The organism is Pradoshia sp. Z5_111, from assembly GCF_058267535.1.
Genome location: NZ_JBZCPQ010000012.1, coordinates 48,251 through 72,748, shown reverse-complemented (window position 1 = coordinate 72,748; position 24,498 = coordinate 48,251). Strand labels below are relative to the sequence as shown.

Genomic DNA, 24,498 nt, shown 5'->3' with positions numbered 1-24,498 from the left:
TTCCTCTTATGCATATTTTATATATGTATAGCTGAATTATGAGACTTAAATGTATATTTTTGTAAATATTGACGAAATGAGAGCAAATAGTGTATGCTGAAAATTGAGTTCAAAATAGATGAGGAGGGTAGATGTTATTTAGATAGTAAAGCGCCAGGACTGGAGTAACCCAGTTGACGAGGTGGAGGTTATCGATTTTTCGGCGGATGCCTTCCGGTTGCATGCACAACTGACCCTCTTTTTACTAAATCAGTTTGGTGACAAACTGGACAGAATAAAAAGAGATGCATAAATCAATTAAAAATTATACAGAGATAAGGGGGCAAGATTGCCCCCCTGGGCATTCTTGTCCCTTCATCTTTTTTATAGGAGGATAAACAAGTATGTGTGGAATCGTAGGATATATTGGACATCAAGATGCTAAAGAAATTTTACTAAAAGGCTTAGAAAAGCTTGAATATAGAGGATATGATTCAGCTGGTATCGCAGTTATGAATGAGAACGGTGTACATGTGTTCAAAGAAAAAGGAAGAATAGCTGATTTACGTGAAAGCGTAGATCCATCTGTACGATCTTCTAAAGGAATTGGACACACTCGCTGGGCAACTCATGGAGTACCAAGCATAAGAAATGCTCACCCTCATCAAAGTTCGAATGGACGTTTTACAATCGTTCATAACGGTGTAATTGAGAACTATGAATTATTAAAGAGGGAGTACCTTCAAGATACTGATTTAGTGAGTGATACGGATACTGAGGTAATCGTTCAGCTTATCAGCAAATTCGTTGAAGAAGGACTTAACGTAGAAGCAGCTTTTGCAAAGGCTCTGGGTCTATTGCATGGTTCTTATGCAATTGGCTTACTGGATGCACAAGATGAAGAAATCATTTATGTAGCTAAAAATAAAAGTCCATTATTAGTAGGTGTAGGTGCTGATTTCAATGTAATCGCAAGTGATGCGATGGCTATGCTGCAAGTAACAGACCAGTTTGTTGAACTAATGGATAAAGAAATTGTTCTTGTTACAAAAGATCAAATCACCATTAAACAATTGGACGGTACAGTGGTTACTCGTGAACCTTACACAGCACAGCTGGATGCAAGTGATATTGAAAAAGGAACGTATCCGCACTATATGCTAAAAGAAATTGATGAGCAGCCTTTAGTAACTCGTAAAATCATTCAAGCTTATCAGAATGAAGCGGGTGAGCTAAAAATAGACGATGCGATTATTAATGCGATAAATGAAGCGGATCGTCTGTACATTGTTGCTTGTGGAACAAGCTATCATGCTGGCCTTGTTGGGAAACAAATGTTTGAAAAAATGGCGAAAGTACCGGTAGAAGTTCATGTGGCTTCTGAATTTGGCTACAATATGCCTCTTTTATCCGAAAAACCATTATTCATTTTCATTTCCCAAAGTGGGGAAACAGCAGATAGCCGTGCCGTACTTGTACAAGTAAAAGAGATGGGTCACAAGGCCTTAACGATTACCAATGTACCTGGATCAACATTGTCTCGTGAAGCTGACTTTACGCTATTATTACATGCCGGTCCTGAAATTGCTGTTGCATCTACTAAAGCATACACAGCACAAATGGCTGTATTAACAATTCTGGCAGCTGTTGTGGCGAAAGAAAAAAATCAATTAGCAGATTTTGATGTAGTGAAAGAATTGGGAATCATTGCGAACGCTATGGAAGCTCTATGTGATGACAAAGATAAATTCGAAATGATTGCACGCGAATATCTTGCTGTTACACGTAATTGTTTCTTTATCGGACGTTCTGTTGATTATTTCGTTGGCCTTGAGGGTGCGTTGAAGCTAAAAGAAATTTCCTATATTCAAGCGGAAGGCTTTGCCGGCGGTGAACTAAAACACGGTACAATTGCCTTGATTGAAGAAGGAACACCTGTTATTGCTCTGGCAACACAGGAAGCTGTAAACTTAAGCATCCGTGGTAACGTAAAAGAAGTGGTAGCACGTGGCGCTAACCCTTGCATCATCTCCATGAAGGGACTTGATCAAGAAGGGGACGCATACGTACTTCCGGAAGTTAACCCAATGTTAACACCTCTTATCTCTGTAATACCATTACAACTAATTGCTTACTATGCATCCCTTCACCGTGGCTGTGATGTGGATAAACCTCGTAATCTAGCAAAATCGGTTACGGTTGAGTAAGGAATTAATATAGTATAAATGATTTAAAACCCAGCACTCTTCGTTTGAAGGGAGCTGGGTTTTTTGAATTTGATAGAGGAAATTTTAGATGCACAATTAGTCAACTCATCCTTACCAGGCTATTTCTAAAGGTCAAGACCACATGGGCTGTACACAAGAGCAAGTATATCTGGCTTCTGGGTACAGTCTATTTGTGTATATTCATACTTCCTAATTTACGAAAAATACAGAGGACAATACAAATATAAGCTTGATAGACTAATGATTCTGTACATTTTAAATATTACTAAACGGTAATGATTTAATTTTGTTGAAGAGGTAGTATCTTTTTTCTCATATAAAACAATCACTCTCATAATAGAATTCTATCCTTTAATAAAATTATACAAAACTTATATTTTATTTATACATTTTGGTTTAAGTATCCGTGATTACGTGAATATAGTAAATGATTACAATAAAACTTACAAAGGGGAAATGAAAATTGAGTATTCTTCAGAAAATAGCACTTGTATTAACGATCATTGGAGCTATAAATTGGGGGCTGGTAGGTTTCTTTCAATTTGATCTTGTAGCAACTTTATTTGGAGGACAGGATGCCATTCTTTCTCGAATCGTCTATGCGTTAGTAGGTATTGCAGGTTTAACTAATATTGGGTTGCTCTTTGCTCCAGCAAAGGAATCACGAGTTGCAGCGTAATGATAATGATAAGTATAATCTCCCCCTCTTTTAAAAGAGGGGGTCCTTTGCTGTAGAACTTAAGCTTAAAAAAATAATAGGATTTCCGTTGTTAACTTAAAGATTAGATTTAGAGTGTCTTACCATGCGCAGTTGTCGATAGATTCGGCAGCTGTTTTTTGGTTGCATACATATTTTAACCTTCAAAATCATTTGCCGGTAGATAGAAGAAAGACGTACTTTTATTGCTGTATCTTTCATATAAATATAAAACTTGGACAATATGGAGGAATGCAAATGAACTGGGATGAAGAATATGACGTCATAGTAGTAGGTAGTGGTGCGGGAGGATTGGTAGCAGCAATTACATCTGTGCATGGCGGTCTCCGCACAGCTATTATTGAAAAAGGGGCTGTATGGGGTGGTTCATCAGCTTTATCTGGTGGAGGTTTGTGGATTCCGAATAATCATGTTTCGAAAAATGCTGGCTTACAGGATAGTGAGGAAGAAGCACTTACTTATATGCAAGAAATAATAGAGGACACAGGACCAGCATCTACGTATGAGCGAAAAGAGGCTTATGTGAAAAATGGTCACAAAATGGTAAAGTTTTTAGAGGATTTAGGGATGAAGTGGGTGGCGGGTTCGCTGTATCCAGATTATTATCCTGAAAGACCTGGTGGTAAAATAGGTCGCTCCATTGAGGCGGAAATTGTTGATGCTAGGCTTTTAGCAGAAAATGAAGAGACTTTACGGACAGGTGAGCTTGAGGCCCCAATGCCCATTTATTCCGGAAAAGTTGCCTCTTTGCCAAAGGCCTTTACAAATGCAAAAGATTTTAACACGGTTGTCGGTATGTTCCTGAATGGATTTAAGCATAAGATCAAAGGTGAACACGCTATATCGATAGGAGGCGGATTGGTCAGTCGTTTACTCATAATTGCAAAGAAATATCATGTCCCATTGATGTTATCGACACCCTTAAAGGACTTAATCATGGAGGAAGATAAAATTGTAGGGGTCGAGGCAGAAAAAGAGGGGAAACCATATTTTATCAAGTGTCGGTCAGTAATTTTGGCGGGTGGAGGATTTGAACGAAATCTGGAGCTGCGCAAAAAATATCATCATGTAGGAACAGACTGGACATCTGCAAGTCCGGATAACACAGGTGATATGCTGTTAATCGCAGAAAAGCATAACCTAGATACTGCTTTATTGGATGATGCCTGGTGGGGTCCGACAGCGATTGATGCAAGCGGTGCCCGAAAATTCCTTGTGCATGAACGTTCAATGCCACATTGTATAATAGTGGATCAAACGGGAGAACGTTATTTTAATGAGTCCCAATCATATACGGATGCAGGTCATGCAATCCTTGAAAGGCAAGAAAAGAATGGAAGGGCGATTCACTCATGGCTTATTATGGAGAGCAGGCATCGAAATAAGTATTTGTTTGGCAACATGCTCCCGAGAAGGACTCCTAAAAGTGCAATTGAGAGCGGATTCTTAATAAAAGCGAACTCTATTGAAGAATTGGCGGAGAAATGCAAAATTGACTTAGCTGGGTTAAAAAATACGGTTGCCAGATTTAATGATTTTACAAAAAAAGGATTAGATGATGATTTTGGGCGTGGAAACTCAGTATATGATAATTATTACGGTGATCCAACCTATAAAAACCCCAACTTGGGCGCAATTGAAAAACCACCATACTATGCCTGTAAAATTTACCCTGGCGATTTAGGGACAAAAGGCGGAATTGTAGCTGATGAACATGGGCAAGCCCTTCGTAATGGATTACCGATAGAAGGATTGTATGCAACCGGAAATTGCTCAGCATCCGTTATGGGACGTGTGTATCCAGGTCCCGGATCGACCTTAGGACCTACAACGGTGTTTGGTTATATATCTGCTAACCATATTAGAGAGAGACTTCTAGTATCAGCTGATTAAGCCTTAGAGCTAGATATTTCACAGTACTATAAATTAAAAATATACTAAAGACGCACTCTGTATTAAGTATTAAAATCAACTCCGGTTTGAAAGTCTTCCTCTATTTAATAAAGGAAGACTTTTTGAGTTCGCTAAAATTCTTTCTTATCATTAGTTAAAATGATATTTTCTATTAAATCAGCCATCATACATACTTGTTTTTTTCCAAGATTTATATAAAGACGGTGCCTCCCTAACAAGATGAAGCTTATAATAGACTCAGGACATATTGTACTTGAAAGTAGGAATGTAATTCATGAGTTCGAATGAAGATAAACCTTTTCGGGAGATGGGGATAAAAGAAAAGATTACAACTGTGGTGATTATCTGCCTAATTGTACTCATTCCTTTGTCGTTTGTGTTGGGTGTTACTTACTTTAGTTTTGCGGGCTTTTTTAGATTGTTTGGGGGAGAGTATGACTCTCGATTTACTCTCTTCCTATTTGTTGTGTTTCTCTTTTTGCTTGGTTTGGTGTTGGATTTGTTTTCAATGGTGCTTGTTAAATTATCAAAACTCTATATATCTGGGACCTACCAATTATTCGCTGTGAAGTTTCTGTTTAACTGTATCTTTAGTTGGCTGACTATTTATACAGTAGACGAATTTATGGATCGCATTACAGTTCCTTTTATAGTGGAAATAATTGTGGTTATTTTTATGTTCTTCCTTGAAGAGGCTTTAGAGCAGAAGGAAACTTGAAAAACTATTAATATTTAAATACATATAATTGGTAAAAAATGTTATTGTTAATCTACTTAATTTTTAATTGGGAGGAGATTGTTATGACAGAGGTTAATAGTAACGAGGTTTCAGGATATAAAGAAAAGCGAATTCGTTATTCCATTTTCAGTACAAATAAAGATTCACGTAGCCTGGCCATTATGTTTCCTGGGTTGGGATATACGGTTCATGGACCTCTTTTTCATTTTGCCACAGGGTTATATTTAAACAAAGGGATGGATGTATTGCAATTAGAGTACCCATATGGAGATTCTTTTTATGATCATTTCACCTACGAACAGCTAGTTGAAGCGGTTATCTATGATTCCGGAGCAATGATTGATCACGCTCTGAAGGAAAGAGAGTATGAAAAAATCTACTTGATTGGAAAATCACTTGGTACGATCGCGATGAGCAATGAGCTGAAGAAATCTCAATTCAAGGATGCAAAAGCTATTTGGCTGACACCTTTACTAAAAAGAGATGATGTATGGAGTGCTATGAAAGACAGTTCTGTCAAAGGATTATGCATTATTGGCGACCATGATCATCAATATGTAGAGGATAGATTCAAACAATTAGACCATCATCTAAGTATGAAAACAAAGCTTTATCCAAAGGTGCACCACGGCATGGATTATGAAGGAGATATACTTAAGTCGATAGATGTATTAAAGGATATCATAGGTGAGATTGATCAATTTTAATTTGCATATGAGATGAAAATTTTAAAAGCTTCAGGCTGAGAAGAGAGAACTTTAGAACGTTTATGTAATTGAAATGCATAGGGACTATACTTTTTTTACATAATAAGAAAAACCAAGCAACTTAGGAGGATTCTTCATGAGAAAAAAAAGTATGGCAGTACTATTGGGATTCCTATGTATGTTCAGCTCACAGGTTTATGCAGAAATTGGTCCTGAGGAAAAGGATTATTATGATAATTATAGGAGTATTTTGCAGGTGATGAAGGAAGGCATGTCCGAGGCTCCTAAAACAGGAGATCCCTCGCTCGATTTTTTGTATGAAATGATTCCGCATCATGAAGCAGCTGTTTCTATGGCAGAGAATTTATTGAAATATGAAGGTGCCAATAATCAGTTAAAAAGACTGGCAGATACGATCATTAAGGAACAGTTAAATGGTATAAAACAAATGGAGGAACTGAAAGATAAGCTTAAAAATAATCCCCAAGTAAATAAGCAGGCAGAAGCTGCTTACCTAAAAACCTATAATAACATTTATACTTCTATGATTACTCAATTGGAGGCTGCCAAACCAACGGGAAATGTCAATAGAGACTTCCTGATTGAGATGATTCCACATCATGAGGCTGCTATTGAAATGGGCAAAAATATATTAAGCTATACTCAAAATCCTGAATTAAGGACATTCGTACAAAAAATGATTGTTACACAACAGAGGCAAGTTGCAGAAATGAATAATTTATTAAAAACAATTCGATAAGCATAAAGAAGGTGACGTGAGAGTGAATCACGTCACCTTTTTGCTTTTTTAAGCATTCATATTAATCGTTATTGCGTGCTTCTCCGCCTTTTTTGCCAATCTCGCGGTAGAACTCTTTATCGTGGTTATCGGAAGTAGCTTCTCCACCTTTTTTACCGATTTCTTGATAGAACTCTTTATCATGATTATCAGAAGTGGATTCTCCACCTTTTTGTCCAATTTCTTGGAAGAATTCTTTATCATGATTTTCGGAAGTAGCTTCTCCGCCTTTTTGTCCAATTTCTTGGTAGAATTCTTTATCATGGTTTTTCGAAGTAGCTTCTCCGCCTTTTTTGCCGATTTCTTGGAAGAATTCTTTATCTTGCTTCTTAGATGTAGCTTCTCCGCCTTTACGTCCTGCTTCTTCTCTAGACATTTTGTCTGCCATAATAAATCGCTCCTTTGCAATTGTTTTAATTGTTTTGTAGTTACAGTCTATATATTTCCAACATGTCTATAGGAAAAACACTAAATTATGTCTTTAATTAAAATGTAACCCAATTGTAAATAGTACAGAAAAGTAGAGCCACTTTTGAAAACTGAAAAGTATTTGTAAGCTTTAGATTCTACAATTTAGCCCGTATTTTTTTTAAAAACTTAAATTTTAGTTACACCTTTATTAATAATTATCATTTTATTAAAAGTGCGTTTAAAAGATTGAGAGATAGAGGAGGCTCGAATTGCTTGAAGAATAAGTAAATCTATTCCTTTTATACAGAAATCGCATTTATATTTGAGAGATATTGATATAATGGATGAGTTGAGACTAGAAAAGAGAGGAATAAAGGGATGCTGGGGAAATTTTTTTCATACTATAAACCGCATAAGCGGCTATTTGTGATTGACTTTACTAGTGCTATTATAGTTGCGTTGCTGGAGTTGGCTTTTCCGATGGCTGTTCAATGGTTTGTTGATGAATTGCTGCCGACGGGAAATTGGAGCATGGTCGTGACGGTCAGCATTTTATTATTAGCTGTTTATTTACTGAGTACATTCCTGCAATTTATTGTGAACTATTTGGGGCATAAGCTGGGAATAAATATTGAAACAGACATGCGACAGGAGCTCTTTAATCATGTTCAGCGGCAATCATTTCGATTTTTTGATAACACAAAAACCGGCCACATAATGAGCCGAGTGACAAATGATTTATTTGATATTGGCGAATTTGCCCACCATGGACCTGAGGATCTTTTCATCGCAATTATGACATTCTTCGGTGCCTTTGCCATCATGTTTAATATTAATCCAACCTTAGCGATCGTTGCGGTTATTTTAATTCCATTTTTAATATGGCTGGTGACCTTCAGCAATATGAAAATGAACGCAGCATGGAAGAATATGTACGGAAGTATTGCTGATGTAAATGCCCGAGTGGAAGACAGTGTAGCGGGTGTGCGCGTTGTTCAATCGTTTACAAATGAAGCATTTGAAATGGATCGCTTTGAATTGAATAACGGATTATTCCGTTCTGCCAAGCTTGTTGCATACAAGGTGATGTCGTGGACACATTCTTCTATTTATATGATAACAAGGATGCTGACATTGTTGGTTCTTGTAGTAGGAGCCTGGCTCAGCTTTAAAGGTACATTATCTTATGGAGAGTTGATAAGCTTCGTCTTATATACGAATGTATTAATTAAGCCTGTTGATAAAATCAGTGCATTGCTTGAGCTATATCCAAAAGGAATGGCAGGCTTCAAGCGTTTCCGTGAGCTTATTGAACAGGAGCCAGATATACAAAATAAAGAAAATGCGATCTCAGTAAGCGGCTTGAAGGGGGATATTTCCTTCCGTCATGTTGATTTCAGCTATGATGAATCCAAACCAGTCTTACACGATGTCAATTTTGATCTTAAGGCAGGAGAAACAACTGCATTTGTTGGTCCATCCGGTGCCGGAAAAACCACGATATGCTCACTTATCCCGCGTTTTTATGACGTGGATGCCGGGTCCATTGAAATAGATGGAATGGACATTCGCGATATGACAACTGAGTCACTCCGTAAACATATTGGGATTGTACAGCAGGATGTCTTTTTATTTACAGGAACCATTCGCGAAAATATTGCTTATGGGAAGCTGGATGCCTCATTTGAGGAAATTAAGGAAGCGGCCCGAAAAGCTCATTTGGAAAAAATGATTGAACAGCTGCCGGATGGATACCATACACAGATTGGTGAGCGGGGGCTGAAGTTATCCGGAGGGCAGAAACAGAGACTTGCAATTGCACGTATGTTTTTGAAAAATCCGCCAATCCTTATTTTAGATGAGGCTACATCTGCTTTAGATACGGAAACAGAAAGAATCATTCAGCAATCGTTAAATGAATTGGCGGCGAACCGTACTACGTTAGTAATCGCACATCGCCTTGCAACTATTCGTAATGCCGACCGTCTGATTGTTGTAACTGAGGATGGGATAGCTGAAGATGGGTCATATGAAGAGTTGCTGAATCAAAATGGGATATTTGCAAACCTGCATAGAATCCAATTTGGGAAAGAGACTGTTTGATAAACCACTAAATAAAAAACAGGTAGAAGATGAACACATCTCCAATTGCTTAACAACTGGGAGCTTTGTTCAGACAGCTACCTGTTTTTTTTATTATTAGTTGTTTGCGATTTGACTTGGAGTGTCACCATTGTGTGGTGAGTTGGGTTTAGAAGTTCTGTTGGACAGGCTTCTGTTTGTCAAAAGATGATCTGTTCTTTTCGTTGTTTAATTGATCAGCTTGTTTCGTCTTAAACTCATGCGCAGCTTTATCTTGCTCTGTAGTTTTTTGTTTGTCTCTTAACGCTTGCTCATCTTTTTTCTGCTCTTCAATTTTTTGCTTCTCTCTTAACTCTTGCTCTGCCTTTTCTCGCTCTCTAGTTTTTTGCTTCTCTCTTAGCTCTTGCTCTGCTCTTTTCTGCTCTGCAGCTTTTTTAGCAGCATTCTCTGCTTCTAGGCCTGCTGTTACTTTTTTCTGTAAGTCGGTTACTTTAGCTTTAAAGTTATCTTCCCATTTCTTATAAGTTGGGTACTTACTCGGATCCTTTTTCTTTAGATCCTTGGATTTTTTCTCAAGTGCCGGTAACTTGTTTAAATTCGTTTGTGCTGCTGTATACTCTTTTTTCTTCACCTGATTTTCTATTAAGACGAGTAAGTTATAGCGTTCCACTTCATATTTGTTGTTGTCAAATGTACGTTTGGCAGGTGTAATATATTTTTGGGTAAACAGATTGCGGACACCTTTGCTATAAAGCGGAGTCACTTTTTTCTGCATTTGTGCAATAGTTTGATTCAATTTCTTATGCGAATCAGGTAACTTTGAACTCAATGTGCCGCTATCCATTACTTGAACAACTGTTTTTTCATCTTTCTGCAGAGTAGGTCCGTACTTCACCGCATTCATAAACGTCAATGAACGTGTTGTATATGTTTTCATGGCGGTGATATCTGCCTTAATTGATTTCGTATGCTTGCTTGGCAGTTTATTCACTTTAGATTGTAGAGTCGTAATATCCTTTGTCACTGAATTATAGAGCTTCTGATGAGCGCTTGTTATTTTTAGGTTAGACATACTTTTAATATCAATATAATAGTATTTTTCGAGTTTCTTAGCTGTTTTTAATTTAGCAGCTGAGTCTTTTTTTAATGTGGCTGCCGACTTTTTATCCCGCGCATCTTTTAGTTTTATACTCTCCTGTGCAACGTATAGGCCGACTCCTTGATTTTCTTTCCAAATCTGAGAAAACTGTGACACGGGTAGGTTTGTTTCACCTGCAGGTTTCCCAATCTCAGGTGTAAAGCTAGGCCTTTTTTTAGTGCTGATAAACCAATCTGAAAATCCGCCACCTGAAGGATTTTTGCCTGGATATACTAATGAGTAGCCTGTCATTTTGCCAATCTTCTTAGCGTATACATGATCTCTATTATAATTTGTTTTACTTTGTTTATAATTCCAATACAGAATACGCCCGCTGCTATGATAGGCAACAGTCATTTCTGGATTAATTTGATTCACAAATTTAACAATAGCCTTTACTTCCTTCGCTGATTCAGGAGCTTTCCCTTTATAGTTCTTGTAGCTGGGAGATTTCGGAGAGTTTTTGATTTTACCCCAATCTGCCTTATATTGTCTATTTAGATCAATCCCTTTAGCATTTGCTTTCCATCGTTTAAAGTTTTTGTTTCCATTGTTCATTTTGATAATTGCTTTATGAGTGCTCTTAGGAAATGCCTTTAAACCTTGTTGTTGGAGAGTTACTCCATCAGGATTCACCATTGGTACAAACCAAATAGTGGAGGAATTAAGAAGACTTTTTGCGTTGTATCCGCTGATTTTTTTATTGCCCTTATAGGCTGCTGCATATTTTTCAATCATGTACATATTTAAGCTGGTCGTCAGCCATTCACGAGCATGATGGGAACCATTGATAAAAACATTGGCACTTCCCTTTCCAAGACCTACAGCATATATTTTTCTGCCGTATTCAGATGTACCAATTGTCTTTACTTGTACCAAATCCGGGTAAGCTTTCTTTAAGGCTGTAATGTCTTTCCCCATTTGTGTGTATGTATACGTCTTATTTGGATTGACAATCGTTTTCGAAGCAGCTTTCGTTTCCCCAGGTAGCTGAACCAAAAGTGAGAGTACTAGCATCATGACAATCAACTGACTTATTCTTTTCAAATATCCCCAACCCTTTCTAGTTTTGTAATCATTAACCATCTACAAGTATATTATATTTACTTAGTTAGCAGAACTGTAAAGGATAGGTTTGTCGAAAATTTGGTTATTTTGGAGGAATACTTAGAGGTTGTCACCTGTTAACTATATTTTATAGGTCAATATCACTGTTAATAGAAAGAAAAGACAATGGATGAGTAAATTCCTATTCATTTTTATATAGAGAAGTATAGGGATATATGTGGGAGGGTATTTTAATCCAGTAGACTTATAAACATGAAGTTTTGCTTCCGCCATTTGCAGGGGAGGTACACTCATTTATCGTGGACGCAATCCACTTTCTTTGGATGTGCCGACTTATCTATTCTGTCTATATCAATTTTAACAACAGTTTCAGTTTATGAGCTCCATAAAACAGCCTGGACCGTTTACTAATCCAGGCTGCTTTAACTTATTCTATTAAATTGCTTCTTGCTGTGATTCAGCAGGAGGGGAGAATGCTTTTTCTGATTTGGAGATTACTACGGATGCAAGAGCATTACCCAGTACGTTTACAACAGTTCTGCCCATATCAAGGATACGGTCAATACCGGCGATGAACGCTAAACCTTCAACTGGAATACCTACAGTACCTAGGGTAGCTAATAAGACAACGAAGGAAACTCCCGGTACGCCTGCTATACCTTTAGAGGTAATCATTAACACAAGCATTAGAGTTACTTGTTCCATTATAGATAAATCAATATTATACATTTGTGCAATAAATAATGCTGCCAAGGCCTGATAAAGAGTAGAACCATCCAGGTTAAAGGAATAACCGGTTGGAATAACAAAGGTAGCAATATGCTTTGGACAGCCCTCTTGTTCCATCTTATCCATGATTCTAGGTAATACGGCTTCAGAGCTTGCTGTAGAGAAAGCAAGGATCAGTTCAGCTTTTAACACTTTAAATAATCGGAAAATGCTATATCCGACTGCTTTGGCAATTAATCCTAAAATAATGATTACAAAGAAAATCATCGTTCCATAGACCGTTATCACTAATTTTCCTAATGGAATAAGAGACTCTAATCCAAATTTAGAAATTGTTACACCGATTAATCCAAATACACCAATCGGTGCAAATTTCATGATGAGATTAGTTATATAAAACATAATCTGGGCTACGCCATCAAAGAAGTTATAAACAGGCTTTGCTTTATCACCTACAGCAGCAACACCAAGTCCAAAAAGGACAGAGAAGAAGATAATAGCAAGCATATCTGTTGTCACAAAGGCCTCGAATGGGTTGGCTGGGACAATATGAACGATCATATCAATAATAGATTGGTCTTCCTTAGCTTCAGCAGACCCAACATAGCTGGATATATCCGTTTGCTCCAAATTTTCCATGTTTACACCTTTTCCAGGCTGGAAAATATTTGCGGATACTAGTCCAACAACAATGGCTACCATAGTTACACATACAAAGTATAGTAACGATTTACCACCAAGTTTTCCGACTGCTTTTATGTCTCCAACGCCAGCTATAGCAACAATAATACTCGAGATAATGATAGGTACGACAATCATTTTAATTAAATTAAGGAAAATATCTCCAAGCGGCTGTAGGTACGTTTGTGCAGTAGTGTTCTCATAAAAAATTGCACCAACAATAATTCCTAATACTAAGCCGATTAAAATTTGAGTAGCTAATGAAAATTTAAGTTTAGATGTTTTCATATAGTTAGCTCCCTTCTTTGGATGTTTTTTAGGATAAAAGCGTTTCGTGTTGAAATTCTTACTTTCTATCTATCTTAAAGAGGAATACTACAGGTACAGAGTGCGGATAGAAAGAGAGAGCAAGAAATATGAGTAGTTAGCTATGTTAAATAGACTAACTAAATCCTTTAAGACAGAATTAACAAAACAATAGAGGTATTACCACGGAGAGGCAAATTTAACAGCTAAGGCTATTAATGGCACAATAAACACATTTTAACACAAATGTTCAGAAAAGAGGAAATTTGAGAAACTGAGCAATTAAGATAGTATATTTGGGACTGGTAAATTAAAAAGAATGGGTGGACTTTAAAAATATATACAACATGATTATTTAGCAGTTGTTTTCAGGACTTAGGACACATTTTTTAAAATAATTGTTTATTTTTGGGAATAGATGGTATGGAGATACAAAAGGAGGAAGCGATCTATGTTAAAGAAAAAAGGGATGTTCTTCGTACTGTTCATACTAATTTTATTGGTAGCCTGCAATAAAGACGAAGCCGAGCAAACAACGAATGATACAAAGAATAGTGGCTCGGATAAGGTAGAGAGTAAAGTGATAGATATATACAATAATAAAGAAGAGAATATTGGAACAGCAGAGCTTAGCGAGGTAGCAAAGGGAGTAGTAATAGAACTGAAAGCAGATGGACTGCCACCTGGACTGCATGGATTCCATTTTCATGAAACTGGAAAGTGTGAGGCTCCTAGTTTTGAGACTGCAGGCAGTCATTTTAATCCAACTGATGCGAAGCATGGCATGGAGCACGAGGATGGTCCGCATGCCGGCGACCTTCCTAATCTGGAAGTAGGTGAGGATGGGTCCGTTAATGTGACGGTAAATGCAGAAAATGTATCACTATCTAAAGGGGCCGATGCTGCTTTAGTTGATTCTGATGGAACCGCCTTGATTATACATGAAAATCCAGATGACGGAAAAACTCAGCCAACAGGCGATGCCGGTGATCGGTTGGCGTGCGGAGTCGTAAAATAAAATGAATCATAGGAAGAGTGTCATAAGGAGAGAAACAGCAGGTAGGCTGAATCGTACTGGTTCAGCTTTTCTTTTTTAACCAGTAATTTTTTATAAAGATCTTCTGAAAGAGATTAGACAGGGGTTCTCTCTTGAATTATAGTAAATAATATACATATTAATCTCGTATTGGAGGTATTACATCAATGACAGAACCTCTGTTTTTAAAACCTGTCTTTCAGGAGAGAATTTGGGGCGGAACAGAGCTGAAAACTAAATTTGGCTATGAGATTCCATCTGAACATACAGGTGAATGCTGGGCGATATCCGGACATAAGAATGGTCCGTCCATTATTGGAAATGGCCCTTATGCAGGCAAGACTTTAATTGAATTGTGGAATGAGGAACGCCATTTATTTGGTGAGATGGAAGGGAATGTGTTCCCTCTATTAACAAAAATATTAGATGCCAATGCAGATTTATCCGTGCAGGTTCATCCGAATGATGAATATGCAAACATTCATGAAAATGGTGAACTTGGCAAAACAGAATGCTGGTATATCATTGATTGTAAGGATGGGGCTGAAATGATTTACGGGCACACCGCGCAATCCAAAGAAGAGTTTGCTTCCATGATTGAGAAGGGCGAGTGGAATCATTTACTGCGTCGCGTTTCCATAAAGCCAGGAGATTTCTTCTATGTTCCAAGTGGAACGGTCCATGCATTATGTGAAGGGACGCTTGTACTTGAAACCCAGCAGAGCTCAGATACAACCTACCGAGTCTATGACTATGACCGCACAGACCAAAACGGACAAAAACGTGAGCTGCATATTGAAAAATCAATTGATGTGAGCGTGGTGCCGTATCAGGATGCAGAAGTGCAGGTTTCCAAGACAGTATTACCAGGGGCAGAATTGACTACATTTGTGGAAACGGAGTTTTTCTCAGTTTATAAATGGGATATTAGTGGATTATCTCCATTTGACCAGAATCAGCCCTTTATGCTTTTTAGTGTCATTGATGGAGAAGGGACTCTTAGAATGAATGAGGGGACTTATCCGTTAGAAAAAGGTGCTCACTTTATTCTTCCATCGGGTACTGGTAATTTTGAACTTGAGGGGAATCTTTCCTTGATTGTGTCACATCCATAAAGATAAGCGTAAGGGGAATTCCTCTTACGCTTTCATTTTTTCTGTGAATCGCTTTGTGATTTGCTGAGGTCTTGTTATTGCACCGCCTACAACAACAGAATGGGCACCAATCTCCAAACAGCGCTTAGCCATTTCAGGAGTTAGAATATTTCCTTCTGCAATGACCGGGATTTTGACGGTTGATACAAGATCACGCAATAATTTGAAGTCATCATTATAAATGAATTTTCCCTTTGAATAAGGTGTATAACCAACTAATGTGGTTGATATACAATCAAATCCAATTCGTTCTGCTTCAATGGCTTCGCCCAAAGTGGAGATGTCAGCCATAAGTAATTGATTAGGGAAGTGCAGGCGAAGAGATTGGACAAAAAATTCAAGTTCCACATTAGATGGTCTGGGACGATAAGTTGCATCCATCGCGATCATATCTGCCCCGGCAGATACAATCTCGCTTACCTCTCGAAGCGTCGGAGTGATATAGACAGGTGAATCAGGATATTCACGCTTCACAATTCCTATAACAGGTAAGGGGACCTCCTGTTTGATTGCAATGATGTCATCATGTGAGTTGGCGCGTATTCCGCCAGCACCCCCCTGCATGGCAGCAAGCGCCATTTTCCCCATAATCATTGGGCTGTGCAGTGGTTCATCTTCGAGTGCTTGGCATGAAACGACTAAACGTCCTTTGATAGCCTGTAACATATGTAATCAAGACCTCCTGTAATAAATATACGAGTTACTATCCAATTCTATTTTACACAGTTGAGCTAATCATGTTTAGGATAATTAATTAAATATTATCCTGGTTGTAATCTGTTGCAGAGAGGAGTTGATTTTTCATGAAAAATATTCCACTTTATATGAGTGCTACATTAAGAGATATACCAGAAACTATCTTACCAAGCGGCTTTCATTTTCGGCTGTTCAGAGAAGGTGATGAATAATATTGGGCTGAAATCAATACGGCTACAAAGGAGTTTACCAATATGAAATCAGCTCTGAATCGTTTTGAGTCTGAATTTATGCCATATAGGATAGAGACGAAAAAAAGGGTAATCATTCTTGAGACAGACGAAGGAAAACGGTGGGAACCGCTGCTGCCTGGTTTGGCGATTTTAACGGTAAACAAACTGGCAGGCTACATTGGGTTGAAATTATGAATATCAGGGACGGAAATTAGGTAAACCCCTTGTAATAAAGGCACTCGAAATTCTGAGCTCTTTCCATGATGAAGCCTATTTGAAAACCCAGACAACGAGTCTGATTGCTATCCATATTTATCTTAAACTCGGGTTTAAGCCGGTCATCAGAAACGCTGAGGATCAGGAGGGCTGGAATTTAGTATTTTCTCATTTTCAATGTAAAAGGAGCGGTCCTGTTGACTGCCCCTTTTAGATATGGATAAAAAATGTTTCAAAAAGATGATAAATATCTTTTTCGAATATCACTTGCAATAAGTGTACTTGGAATAAATTATTCATACCTACGAGATAAGCTAATGTACATACTATTTAGTGAAACCGCTGTATGGAAAAGAGTTTTATTTCGTGGAAAAGGGTGGAATTGAGGGGCATTCTTTTTTGTAAGAATAGCAGTGATAGAATTAGATAATAGTGTAAAGGAGGGAACTCGTTGAATCAGGAATTTTTATATATTGTCATCATTATTGCGCTCGGTTACCTTCTAAAAAGGACTGGAATTCTAAAGGAATCTGATGGAGAGGTAATTTCGAGAATCATCTTTAACATCACCTTGCCATCCCTGGTCATTGTATCCCTGCAAACTTCCACTATAACGGTATCTTTATTGGGAATCACTCTTATTGTTATTCTTTACGGGATCCTTTCTACAATAGTGGCCCTTTTTGTGTTCAGGAATGAGACACGTGAGATTAAAGGAACTTTTATGATGCTTGCTTCAGGATATAATGTTGGATTGTTCGCCTTTCCGCTTGTTGAAGCCTTTTGGGGCACAGAGGGATTACTGTATTTTGGTATGTTTGATGTTGGTAATTCTTTTATTGTATTTGGATTGGCCTATATAGTAGGAAGTTATTTTTCTGAAAATGGAATGAAGCTGGAGGGGCGCGCCATCCTTATGAAATTTGGTAAGTCCATTCCTTTAATGACATACATTGTTATGAGTGCTCTAAATTTTGGTCATATCCAGCTTCCATCGGTGCTTTTAGAAGTAGCAACAATCATATCTAAAGCGAATATGCCTCTGGCCTTATTGCTGCTCGGAATATATTTGAAATTTTCATTTGAAAAACAGTATATTCGTCCAATTATAAAATACTTATTATTCCGATATGGCTTTGCATTGCTGGTCGGTATTTCATTATATTTTGTTCTTCCAGTTGATGATATGTTTAAATACACGATACTACTCGGTTTAGTCCTGCCAATTGGCCTCGCTGTTATACCGTATGCCCATGAATTTAAATATCGAACGACAATGATGATAGGTACGGTCTCAAATTTATGTATCCTCATCAGCATGATCTTAATGTATTTATTTTCCCTTTTTATTTTATAAAGATAATAGAAAACCCCTTTTTCAGCTATATGAAAAAGGGGGCCTTTACATCTATATTAATTGATGGGGTTTACCAGTTGGAAGCCATCTTGCTCGATTTTTACCGGATGAGCCTGCTCCTTTGTTTTGTGGATAAGAGAGCGGTCTGCCAGCACGCTTTGAATTCCTCTCAGTATGAGGTTCAGAGAAAACAAGCTAAGTATAAAACCAAGTGATGGGCCAAGGACAATCCATTTATTGTAACGCAGTTCATGATAGGAGAGACCGATCATCCCGGACCATTCATGTGAAAGAGAGGTGGCAACATTATAAGGATCACTCATGGGAGCACTAAGGTCTATTGTTTCATAACCCCCAATCACGCACATAAAAGCGCCTAGCTGAACTAGCAGTACTAATGATTGGGCGATTTGCTGAAGAAAAATGACAATCATCCTTGGTCTTAAATGATGCCTAATATGGACCTTTACAATCCACCATTTAGATCCTCCCAACAGACGGGATGCATCAATGAATTCATTTTTTAAGTAATACCGAAGTTCATCTCCTATTACGGAGGTTAAAGGAAGAAAGGTAATCAATGAAAGCATTAAGCATTGCTGTAAAATCACATCTATTCCACTTTCAGATATAAAAAACATCATGGCAATCAATATGGTTGGAATAAAACGAAATGCTCGAGTCAAAGGTTCTATTACCCAGTTGAAACGCTGATGATACAATCCATATAAGATTCCACTTCCCATTCCTAAAAACATCCGCAAAAGTCCAATTAATACAGCAATGAATAATGTATATTTAGCTCCTTCAATTACGTTCCAAAATGTATCCTGACCAAGTCTGTCTACACCGAAGGGATGCGTTAAGCTTGGTGGATAAGCCGGTTGATCAACAAGTTTTCCATGTTCATAAATAAGCTCAGGCGGAGGCTCGAGATGCGGTTTAATCCAAGCGGGATAGAGAAGGCTGGTTACAATAAGGATGAATAAAAATAGAAAACCAATCATAAAAGAAGGATTTTTAAGTAATTTTTTTATCATCCGTGTTCACCGCCCATAACTCGTTTTACAATCGTTTTCCCCCATATATCCAATAAATAGAAGGGGATAAATAAGAAGGTCAATCCTACAGCTATAAACTTGATGTCCAGCCCGTTTATAAAGGAGAATAGTCCATCCATATTTAATAAGCGCTCCAGAATGAGCAGGCTTGAGATGATGAACCACAGTAGATATTGCAGATTTGAAAAAATAGTGATTGTCGTGTTACGAAGGATATGTTTGAAAAATACCTCTCTTTTGGATAATCCTTTTGCATAAGCATATTGCACATACATCTTTTCTTGCTCTTCACTGACAGATAAATCAATCATTTGGAATAGCATAAAAATCGGCAAGATAGATAGGGCGATAATAGGCAGAAGGTAGACATGATCCTCTCCTAAAGCAACGGGATCCAGAATGAGCAAGCCTGTTTTTTTGAAAATCCATATTGAAAATAATTGAATCGCGAAGATCATGATGACATCTGGAATAGACTGAATAAAGAAGGCAATTTCACGAAAAAAATTCTGCAGGATTCTTGGTGAAAAGTAATGGAATACTTCAAATAATAGAGCGGCAATAAATGTTGCTAGTAAAGTGCCTCCTAAAATAAGAAGTGAGTAAATAAACGGGTCTTTGAGACTGACCCAGAACAGTGAAAATTTCGGTATTCCTTGAGAGAAACTATAGTCTACCATGATTTGAATTTGATCGATAAATAAAAATGCCTCATAAATATCTTTGGCCTGGTTTGAGAAAGCCTTCCACCAGCTAATGGATGGATCTGCATTATTCCATACCCATAAAGAACTAAAGAAAAGAATAATAAGGTTTATAGCCAGAATGGTTAATATAAAATCTAATAAATGGGCAGAAATTTTTTTAAACTGTTTCATATGTATATTCACCTACTCCAACATGCTTTCTATATTGGCAAAATCTGAGACCAACTCCCATGACTTGTGTTGGCTTTTGCCATCTGTTTCTTTATCAAAGGTTGTCAAAATTCCATACATAACGATCCCATCCACTTTTTTTCCGTCATATGTATAAGACCTGTATCCCAGACTGTCTTCTCTGATATACTCTCCAGATTCTCCATATATCTCTTTTACAGAAGCGGGTTGCTTTTCAGGTACAAAGAGGACTTCAAGTTTATACTGCTCTGAAATCTTAGGGCGTTTGAATTCATATTTTATGTAGCCGTCTTCTTTGACTTTTGTTTCACCTTCCCATGTGATTTGGTCACTGCCGTTTTCTTTTAAGGTCACATGGAGAATAGAATTTTCATGAAGTGTACTTGAAAGTGACAAAATAACACTTCTATCACTATATTCCTTTATTGATCCCATAATTAAAACATCCTGTCTCAATTGGCCTCTGCATCCTATTAAACTGCAGAATAGGGAAATTATGAAAACTCCCATAACCCACTTCTTAAGCATGTCAATCTATCCCCCTTTTATCCCGGTATGTTGGCACTATAATGTTCATTCTATCCAAAGATTAATCAATATGTAAACAAAATATTTAGAATTTTAAATTAATCAATTGATTAAAAAAATACAGCTTCCATTTGGAAGCTGCATTCCTTTTATCTATTTAAATCGCTTATCCCTGGAGCGTGTTCGTTTGGCATTTCCGGTAATTGTGGAACAGGGAATCCTTGCGGTGGAGGAGTGACTGACAATGTTCCACCGTTTCTGCTTGGTGTTTGTCCCTGGAAAACTTCGGCAATTCTAGTTGGATCTAGTCGGAAGTTAAACTGAGCATTATGGAAGCCCATATCCACAAACTTTTTGCATTCAGGATATTTATTTATATCATAATTTGGAACAGGGAAAATTTTTCCCCAATCCACACCCAAGGTTTCAAGTGCTTTGGCAAAAGCATTTTGATGAGCATTATCCCGGACAATTAAAAACCCGAGAGTCTCACGAAACGTTTGATTATTGCTCATTTCATATATTCTTGTTTTCTGAAGTACACCAGTTGATTCAAGCATCAAATTATTCAGCAGATTAGCAATTAAATTACCATGGTCATAAACCCATGAGCCATTCCATGGATTGCCGCCTGCATCTACTGGAAGAGATGACTGAGCTCCCATAATATAATGGTGTGGATTGGCATGTTTAATTGCTTCATCTAAAGGAGCTCGATCTGAGCCGCCATCACCAGGCTGTGAAGAAAGACCAGAATCATTTAATAGTTGATTAATTGTGTTCTGAACAAGCTCGACATGACTGATTTCTTCTAAAAAGATCCCTCGAAGCAAATCCTTATACTGAGTGTCTTTACCCCTGAAATTGTTGCTCTGAAAGAAAAATTGCATCATTGTGCGCATTTCGCCAAATTGACCGCCTAAGGTCTCCTGTAAGACTTTAGCAGCAGCAGGGTCTGGTTTATCTGGTTTAATAATATTGATTAGCTCTTCTTTGTAATAATACATGTATGCTTCTCTTCTTTCTTAATGAATTTATTAGTCAGTTGTTGTTACAACATGAAGAGGTGGCGGAACTAACCAGCCTTTTTCTTTGTTTATTTTTAATAATGCGGCCCCGAATTGTGCCTTTTTCATATGGAATTGTCCAAACATTAAGCCGATGTCTTCACGAATACATTGAGCCATTGCCTGAGCACAGGCAACAAGTCCAGCGGCAATATCAGCCGATACAAGTCCAGAAACCTCTTGATCTGTAAACCGTGCACCAGGAGGAATAGCCTCGATTTGGCTTTCCGGTTTTTCAGGTGGTGCAGGCGGCAGTGCAATACCATTATGCTTTAATAATTCCTGCATTTGTTTTACATCTGACCTAGCATTGGCGATCATGTCATCTAATAAATCTTTTAAATCATCATCACCAGTATGGTTTTTGAGGGTTTGAAAGCCCGGTATCATGGCTTGTGCACCCATTAATTGTGACCATACAGCAAATACCTCACCATAATGCATTGGTTCTTTTTGCGGATTTCCACTTAAAATACCCATTAATCAGTCGACTCCTTATATTAAATTTGAAGAACTCATCTGTTAATATGAACCAATTAACTGCCAATTATACGTAAAAAGGCAACCGATTGAACGGCTGCCTCTACAATAAATATTTTAATGATGGTGTCCATGTCCGCCTTTATGAGGGTTTGTTATTTCAAAACCTGGTTCAGGGAGATGGAAGTACTTAATCCACACTCCATCCAGGAATTCTTCTCGCTTATCAAGTAAGACATCAATATCCTTATCAGTCTTAACAATTTCGTCATGCTCAGTTGGTGTACTCAATTCAATATCATAGTGAGCATGGTCGCCATGCATATGGGAAATCACTACACGAATCATTTTCCCGTCGGCTTCCTCTGTACTCAATAATTTTTTTAATTCTTTGGCGGCATTCCGATTTATTTTACAATTCATTCTATCTCCTCCAATCTACCAGATCTTTAACAAGTGTAACTTAAAAATTTCTATTATTAAAATAATGAAGTATAATATAACTATAAAACTAGTTTTATAGTTATGTGAAGAGGAGGGGAATATGATTGTCTTGGGAAATGAAAACGGATCATCGAATGCGCTGTATATGCGAAGAAGGTAAACAACAGCTGCCAGCCGTTCATAATGAACAATCATTACTGGAGCTAGCAGAAATGTTTAAGGCACTTGGTGATTCTACTCGCCTGGAGATTCTGTCATTATTAATAATTGAAGATTTATGTAAATGTGAAATTGTTACAGCTCTTTCGCTTCCTAATTCCACGGTCAGCCACCATCTTAAAATTATGGAAAAGGGCGGAGTTATTAAAGGAAGAAGAGAGGGGAAATATACAATTTATCGATTATGCGAGGAAAGGCTGGAGTCAATTATCAGCTTTTTACGTAAGCAGTAAACTAGATAGGGGGGAACAAGGTGAAGGGTGCTTATAACTTAACTGAAAATGCAATCTCCTCATCTCTTCTGAAGCTTTCCGTTCCTATAATAGCAACAAATTTTATTCAAACCACATATGGAATGGTCGATATGATTTGGGTTGGCAAGCTTGGCAGCGGTCCAGTTGCTGCTATAGGTACGGCAAGTTTCTTCGTTAATTTGGCGCTGGCACTTGCAACAATGGTCTCGATTGGGAGCGGAGTCAAAATCGCTCATTGTATGGGGGCGAACCAAAAAGAGGAAGCGACGGAATACATAAAAAACGGGTTTATCATGTCACTGATCCTGGCTATTTTATATACGCTTGTTGTATTTATCTATAAAGATTCATTTATTGGCTTCTTTGAGCTGGGCGATTCTCAGGTGGAGAGAATGGCTGTGCAATTTTTAGTCATCTCAATGATTGGCGTTATATTTTCTATTATAAATTTACTGTACAGTATGGTTTTAAATAGTATGGGAAACAGTAAAACGCCATTTCGCATCTACACTATAGGTTTTCTCGTTAACATGATCTTGGATCCTTTTTTAATTTTTGGGATCGGATTTATACCTGGAATGGGGGTTGTGGGAGCTGCGCTTGCAACATTAACAGCAAACATTATTGTTACGCTTCTTTTCTGGTTTAATTCTAAACGATTCATATCATTAGGGAGCCATACAAATTGGAATGGACGTAAGATGATAGAAGTAATTAAAATGGGGATTCCAATTACAGTCCAAAGAGTTGTATTCATCGGCATATCCATCATTATTGCAAAGATTATTGTGCAATGGGGAGCAGAGGCAATTGCTGTTCAAAAAGTTGGTATCCAAATTGAGTCGATATCCTATATGACTATTGGGGGGCTGCAAGGTGCGATAGCTGCCTTTATCGGACAAAACTATGGTGCAAACAAAATGGACCGAATCCATGCAGGCTATAAAATAGCTTTGGCTATGACCATAGGGTTCGGTTTACTTACGTCACTACTATTTATCCTGTTGCCAGAGCAGCTTTTTTCTATTTTTATCAGTGAGTCTGGCAGTATAAAACTCGGAGCAGACTATATGAGAATCCTTGGATACTCGCAGGTATTTATGTGTATGGAGCTTTTAACAGTCGGAGCATTTAATGGGTTGGGGAAAACCTATATTCCGCCTATTTTTAGTATCACCTTTACAGTGCTCAGAATTCCGATGGCCATCCTTCTTTCCGGTCCATTTGGATTAAATGGGGTATGGATGAGTATCGCAATCAGCAGTCTTTTGAAGGGTGTTGTATTGGTAATTTGGTTTATGTTTACATTGCGAAAAATAAAAAATAAGACAGCAAGAATACACGCATAAGAACGG

23 protein-coding genes and 1 pseudogene are annotated in these 24,498 nt (G+C 37.8%); 14 read left to right on the top strand and 10 right to left on the bottom strand.

Annotated elements, in window-relative coordinates; genetic code table 11:
* Window positions 1–383 precede the first annotated feature (383 nt).
* The 6 genes from glmS to AC4D4A_RS17465 all read left to right on the top strand — a co-directional run bounded on the left by glmS (window position 384) and on the right by AC4D4A_RS17465 (window position 7,045).
* Window positions 384–2,186: a glutamine--fructose-6-phosphate transaminase (isomerizing) gene (gene glmS / locus AC4D4A_RS17490; RefSeq protein WP_490997035.1), complete on the top strand. Its 1,803-nt coding sequence runs from the start codon at window positions 384–386 to the stop codon at window positions 2,184–2,186.
* A 484-nt stretch (window positions 2,187–2,670) separates the two neighbouring features.
* Window positions 2,671–2,886 carry a DUF378 domain-containing protein gene (locus AC4D4A_RS17485; RefSeq protein WP_490997034.1) on the top strand — a complete coding sequence of 72 codons (216 nt, stop codon included), beginning with the start codon at window positions 2,671–2,673 and terminating at the stop codon, window positions 2,884–2,886.
* 276 nt (window positions 2,887–3,162) lie between these two features.
* A complete protein-coding gene (locus tag AC4D4A_RS17480; RefSeq protein WP_490997033.1) occupies window positions 3,163–4,818 on the top strand; it encodes an FAD-dependent oxidoreductase in 1,656 nt (551 codons plus the stop codon).
* 295 nt (window positions 4,819–5,113) lie between these two features.
* On the top strand, window positions 5,114–5,557 hold the full coding sequence (locus tag AC4D4A_RS17475) for a YrvL family regulatory protein (protein ID WP_148631214.1): 444 nt from the start codon (window positions 5,114–5,116) through the stop codon (window positions 5,555–5,557).
* Between the two features lie 83 nt (window positions 5,558–5,640).
* Window positions 5,641–6,285: an alpha/beta fold hydrolase gene (locus AC4D4A_RS17470; RefSeq protein WP_490997032.1), complete on the top strand. Its 645-nt coding sequence runs from the start codon at window positions 5,641–5,643 to the stop codon at window positions 6,283–6,285.
* 136 nt (window positions 6,286–6,421) lie between these two features.
* The gene (locus AC4D4A_RS17465; RefSeq protein ID WP_490997031.1) at window positions 6,422–7,045 is read left to right on the top strand and encodes a DUF305 domain-containing protein; all 624 of its coding nucleotides are present in this window, start codon (window positions 6,422–6,424) and stop codon (window positions 7,043–7,045) included.
* Window positions 7,046–7,106: 61 nt separating this feature from the next.
* Here the strand turns inward: AC4D4A_RS17465 and gsiB are convergent, their stop codons facing one another.
* Entirely contained in the window at window positions 7,107–7,472 is a 366-nt protein-coding gene (gene gsiB / locus AC4D4A_RS17460; RefSeq protein ID WP_490997030.1) for a glucose starvation-inducible protein GsiB, read from the bottom strand.
* A 401-nt stretch (window positions 7,473–7,873) separates the two neighbouring features.
* On the opposite strand from gsiB, the gene AC4D4A_RS17455 reads away from it, so the two are divergent.
* On the top strand, window positions 7,874–9,598 hold the full coding sequence (locus tag AC4D4A_RS17455; protein WP_490997029.1) for an ABC transporter ATP-binding protein: 1,725 nt from the start codon (window positions 7,874–7,876) through the stop codon (window positions 9,596–9,598).
* Window positions 9,599–9,746: 148 nt separating this feature from the next.
* On the opposite strand, the gene AC4D4A_RS17450 is transcribed toward AC4D4A_RS17455, so the two are convergent.
* On the bottom strand, window positions 9,747–11,762 hold the full coding sequence (locus tag AC4D4A_RS17450) for a M14 family zinc carboxypeptidase (RefSeq protein ID WP_490997028.1): 2,016 nt from the start codon (window positions 11,760–11,762) through the stop codon (window positions 9,747–9,749).
* A gap of 456 nt (window positions 11,763–12,218) precedes the next feature.
* Complete coding sequence (locus tag AC4D4A_RS17445) at window positions 12,219–13,481, bottom strand: cation:dicarboxylate symporter family transporter (protein WP_066102597.1); 1,263 nt, start codon at window positions 13,479–13,481, stop codon at window positions 12,219–12,221.
* Window positions 13,482–13,950: 469 nt separating this feature from the next.
* Between AC4D4A_RS17445 and AC4D4A_RS17440 the strand changes: the two genes are divergently transcribed.
* Both AC4D4A_RS17440 and manA read left to right on the top strand, forming a co-directional pair.
* Window positions 13,951–14,517 (top strand): superoxide dismutase family protein, encoded by a 567-nt coding sequence (locus AC4D4A_RS17440; protein ID WP_490997027.1) that lies wholly within the window; start codon window positions 13,951–13,953, stop codon window positions 14,515–14,517.
* A 185-nt stretch (window positions 14,518–14,702) separates the two neighbouring features.
* The gene (gene manA / locus AC4D4A_RS17435; protein WP_490997026.1) at window positions 14,703–15,650 is read left to right on the top strand and encodes a mannose-6-phosphate isomerase, class I; all 948 of its coding nucleotides are present in this window, start codon (window positions 14,703–14,705) and stop codon (window positions 15,648–15,650) included.
* Window positions 15,651–15,674: 24 nt separating this feature from the next.
* On the opposite strand, the gene AC4D4A_RS17430 is transcribed toward manA, so the two are convergent.
* The gene (locus tag AC4D4A_RS17430) at window positions 15,675–16,355 is read right to left on the bottom strand and encodes an N-acetylmannosamine-6-phosphate 2-epimerase (protein ID WP_490997025.1); all 681 of its coding nucleotides are present in this window, start codon (window positions 16,353–16,355) and stop codon (window positions 15,675–15,677) included.
* 284 nt (window positions 16,356–16,639) lie between these two features.
* On the opposite strand from AC4D4A_RS17430, the gene AC4D4A_RS17425 reads away from it, so the two are divergent.
* The 3 genes and pseudogenes from AC4D4A_RS17425 to AC4D4A_RS17415 all read left to right on the top strand — a co-directional run bounded on the left by AC4D4A_RS17425 (window position 16,640) and on the right by AC4D4A_RS17415 (window position 18,191).
* On the top strand, window positions 16,640–16,813 hold the full coding sequence (locus AC4D4A_RS17425) for a hypothetical protein (protein WP_490997024.1): 174 nt from the start codon (window positions 16,640–16,642) through the stop codon (window positions 16,811–16,813).
* Window positions 16,814–16,823: 10 nt separating this feature from the next.
* Window positions 16,824–17,048 (top strand): annotated as a pseudogene (locus tag AC4D4A_RS17420) (GNAT family N-acetyltransferase); the annotation flags it as partial.
* A 237-nt stretch (window positions 17,049–17,285) separates the two neighbouring features.
* Window positions 17,286–18,191: an AEC family transporter gene (locus AC4D4A_RS17415; protein ID WP_490997023.1), complete on the top strand. Its 906-nt coding sequence runs from the start codon at window positions 17,286–17,288 to the stop codon at window positions 18,189–18,191.
* 56 nt (window positions 18,192–18,247) lie between these two features.
* Here the strand turns inward: AC4D4A_RS17415 and AC4D4A_RS17410 are convergent, their stop codons facing one another.
* The 6 genes from AC4D4A_RS17410 to AC4D4A_RS17385 all read right to left on the bottom strand — a co-directional run bounded on the left by AC4D4A_RS17410 (window position 18,248) and on the right by AC4D4A_RS17385 (window position 22,649).
* Window positions 18,248–19,231 (bottom strand): ABC transporter permease, encoded by a 984-nt coding sequence (locus AC4D4A_RS17410; protein WP_490997022.1) that lies wholly within the window; start codon window positions 19,229–19,231, stop codon window positions 18,248–18,250.
* Window positions 19,228–20,130 (bottom strand): ABC transporter permease subunit, encoded by a 903-nt coding sequence (locus tag AC4D4A_RS17405; protein ID WP_490997021.1) that lies wholly within the window; start codon window positions 20,128–20,130, stop codon window positions 19,228–19,230. The genes AC4D4A_RS17410 and AC4D4A_RS17405 overlap by 4 nt, the downstream gene beginning before the upstream one ends.
* Before the next feature lie 12 nt (window positions 20,131–20,142).
* Window positions 20,143–20,679 (bottom strand): hypothetical protein, encoded by a 537-nt coding sequence (locus AC4D4A_RS17400; protein ID WP_490558953.1) that lies wholly within the window; start codon window positions 20,677–20,679, stop codon window positions 20,143–20,145.
* A gap of 149 nt (window positions 20,680–20,828) precedes the next feature.
* Window positions 20,829–21,686, bottom strand: coding sequence for a manganese catalase family protein (locus AC4D4A_RS17395; RefSeq protein WP_490558952.1), 858 nt, complete (start codon window positions 21,684–21,686; stop codon window positions 20,829–20,831).
* Window positions 21,687–21,716: 30 nt separating this feature from the next.
* Complete coding sequence (locus AC4D4A_RS17390; RefSeq protein WP_490997020.1) at window positions 21,717–22,226, bottom strand: DUF3231 family protein; 510 nt, start codon at window positions 22,224–22,226, stop codon at window positions 21,717–21,719.
* A 117-nt stretch (window positions 22,227–22,343) separates the two neighbouring features.
* Complete coding sequence (locus tag AC4D4A_RS17385; RefSeq protein WP_066102565.1) at window positions 22,344–22,649, bottom strand: iron-sulfur cluster assembly accessory protein; 306 nt, start codon at window positions 22,647–22,649, stop codon at window positions 22,344–22,346.
* Between the two features lie 125 nt (window positions 22,650–22,774).
* Here AC4D4A_RS17385 and AC4D4A_RS17380 point away from each other — a divergent pair, with 125 nt between their 5' ends.
* Together AC4D4A_RS17380 and AC4D4A_RS17375 are read left to right on the top strand one after the other, a co-directional pair.
* The gene (locus AC4D4A_RS17380) at window positions 22,775–23,122 is read left to right on the top strand and encodes an ArsR/SmtB family transcription factor (protein WP_490997019.1); all 348 of its coding nucleotides are present in this window, start codon (window positions 22,775–22,777) and stop codon (window positions 23,120–23,122) included.
* 20 nt (window positions 23,123–23,142) lie between these two features.
* Complete coding sequence (locus tag AC4D4A_RS17375; protein WP_490997018.1) at window positions 23,143–24,492, top strand: MATE family efflux transporter; 1,350 nt, start codon at window positions 23,143–23,145, stop codon at window positions 24,490–24,492.
* The last annotated feature ends 6 nt before the right edge of the window (window positions 24,493–24,498 follow it).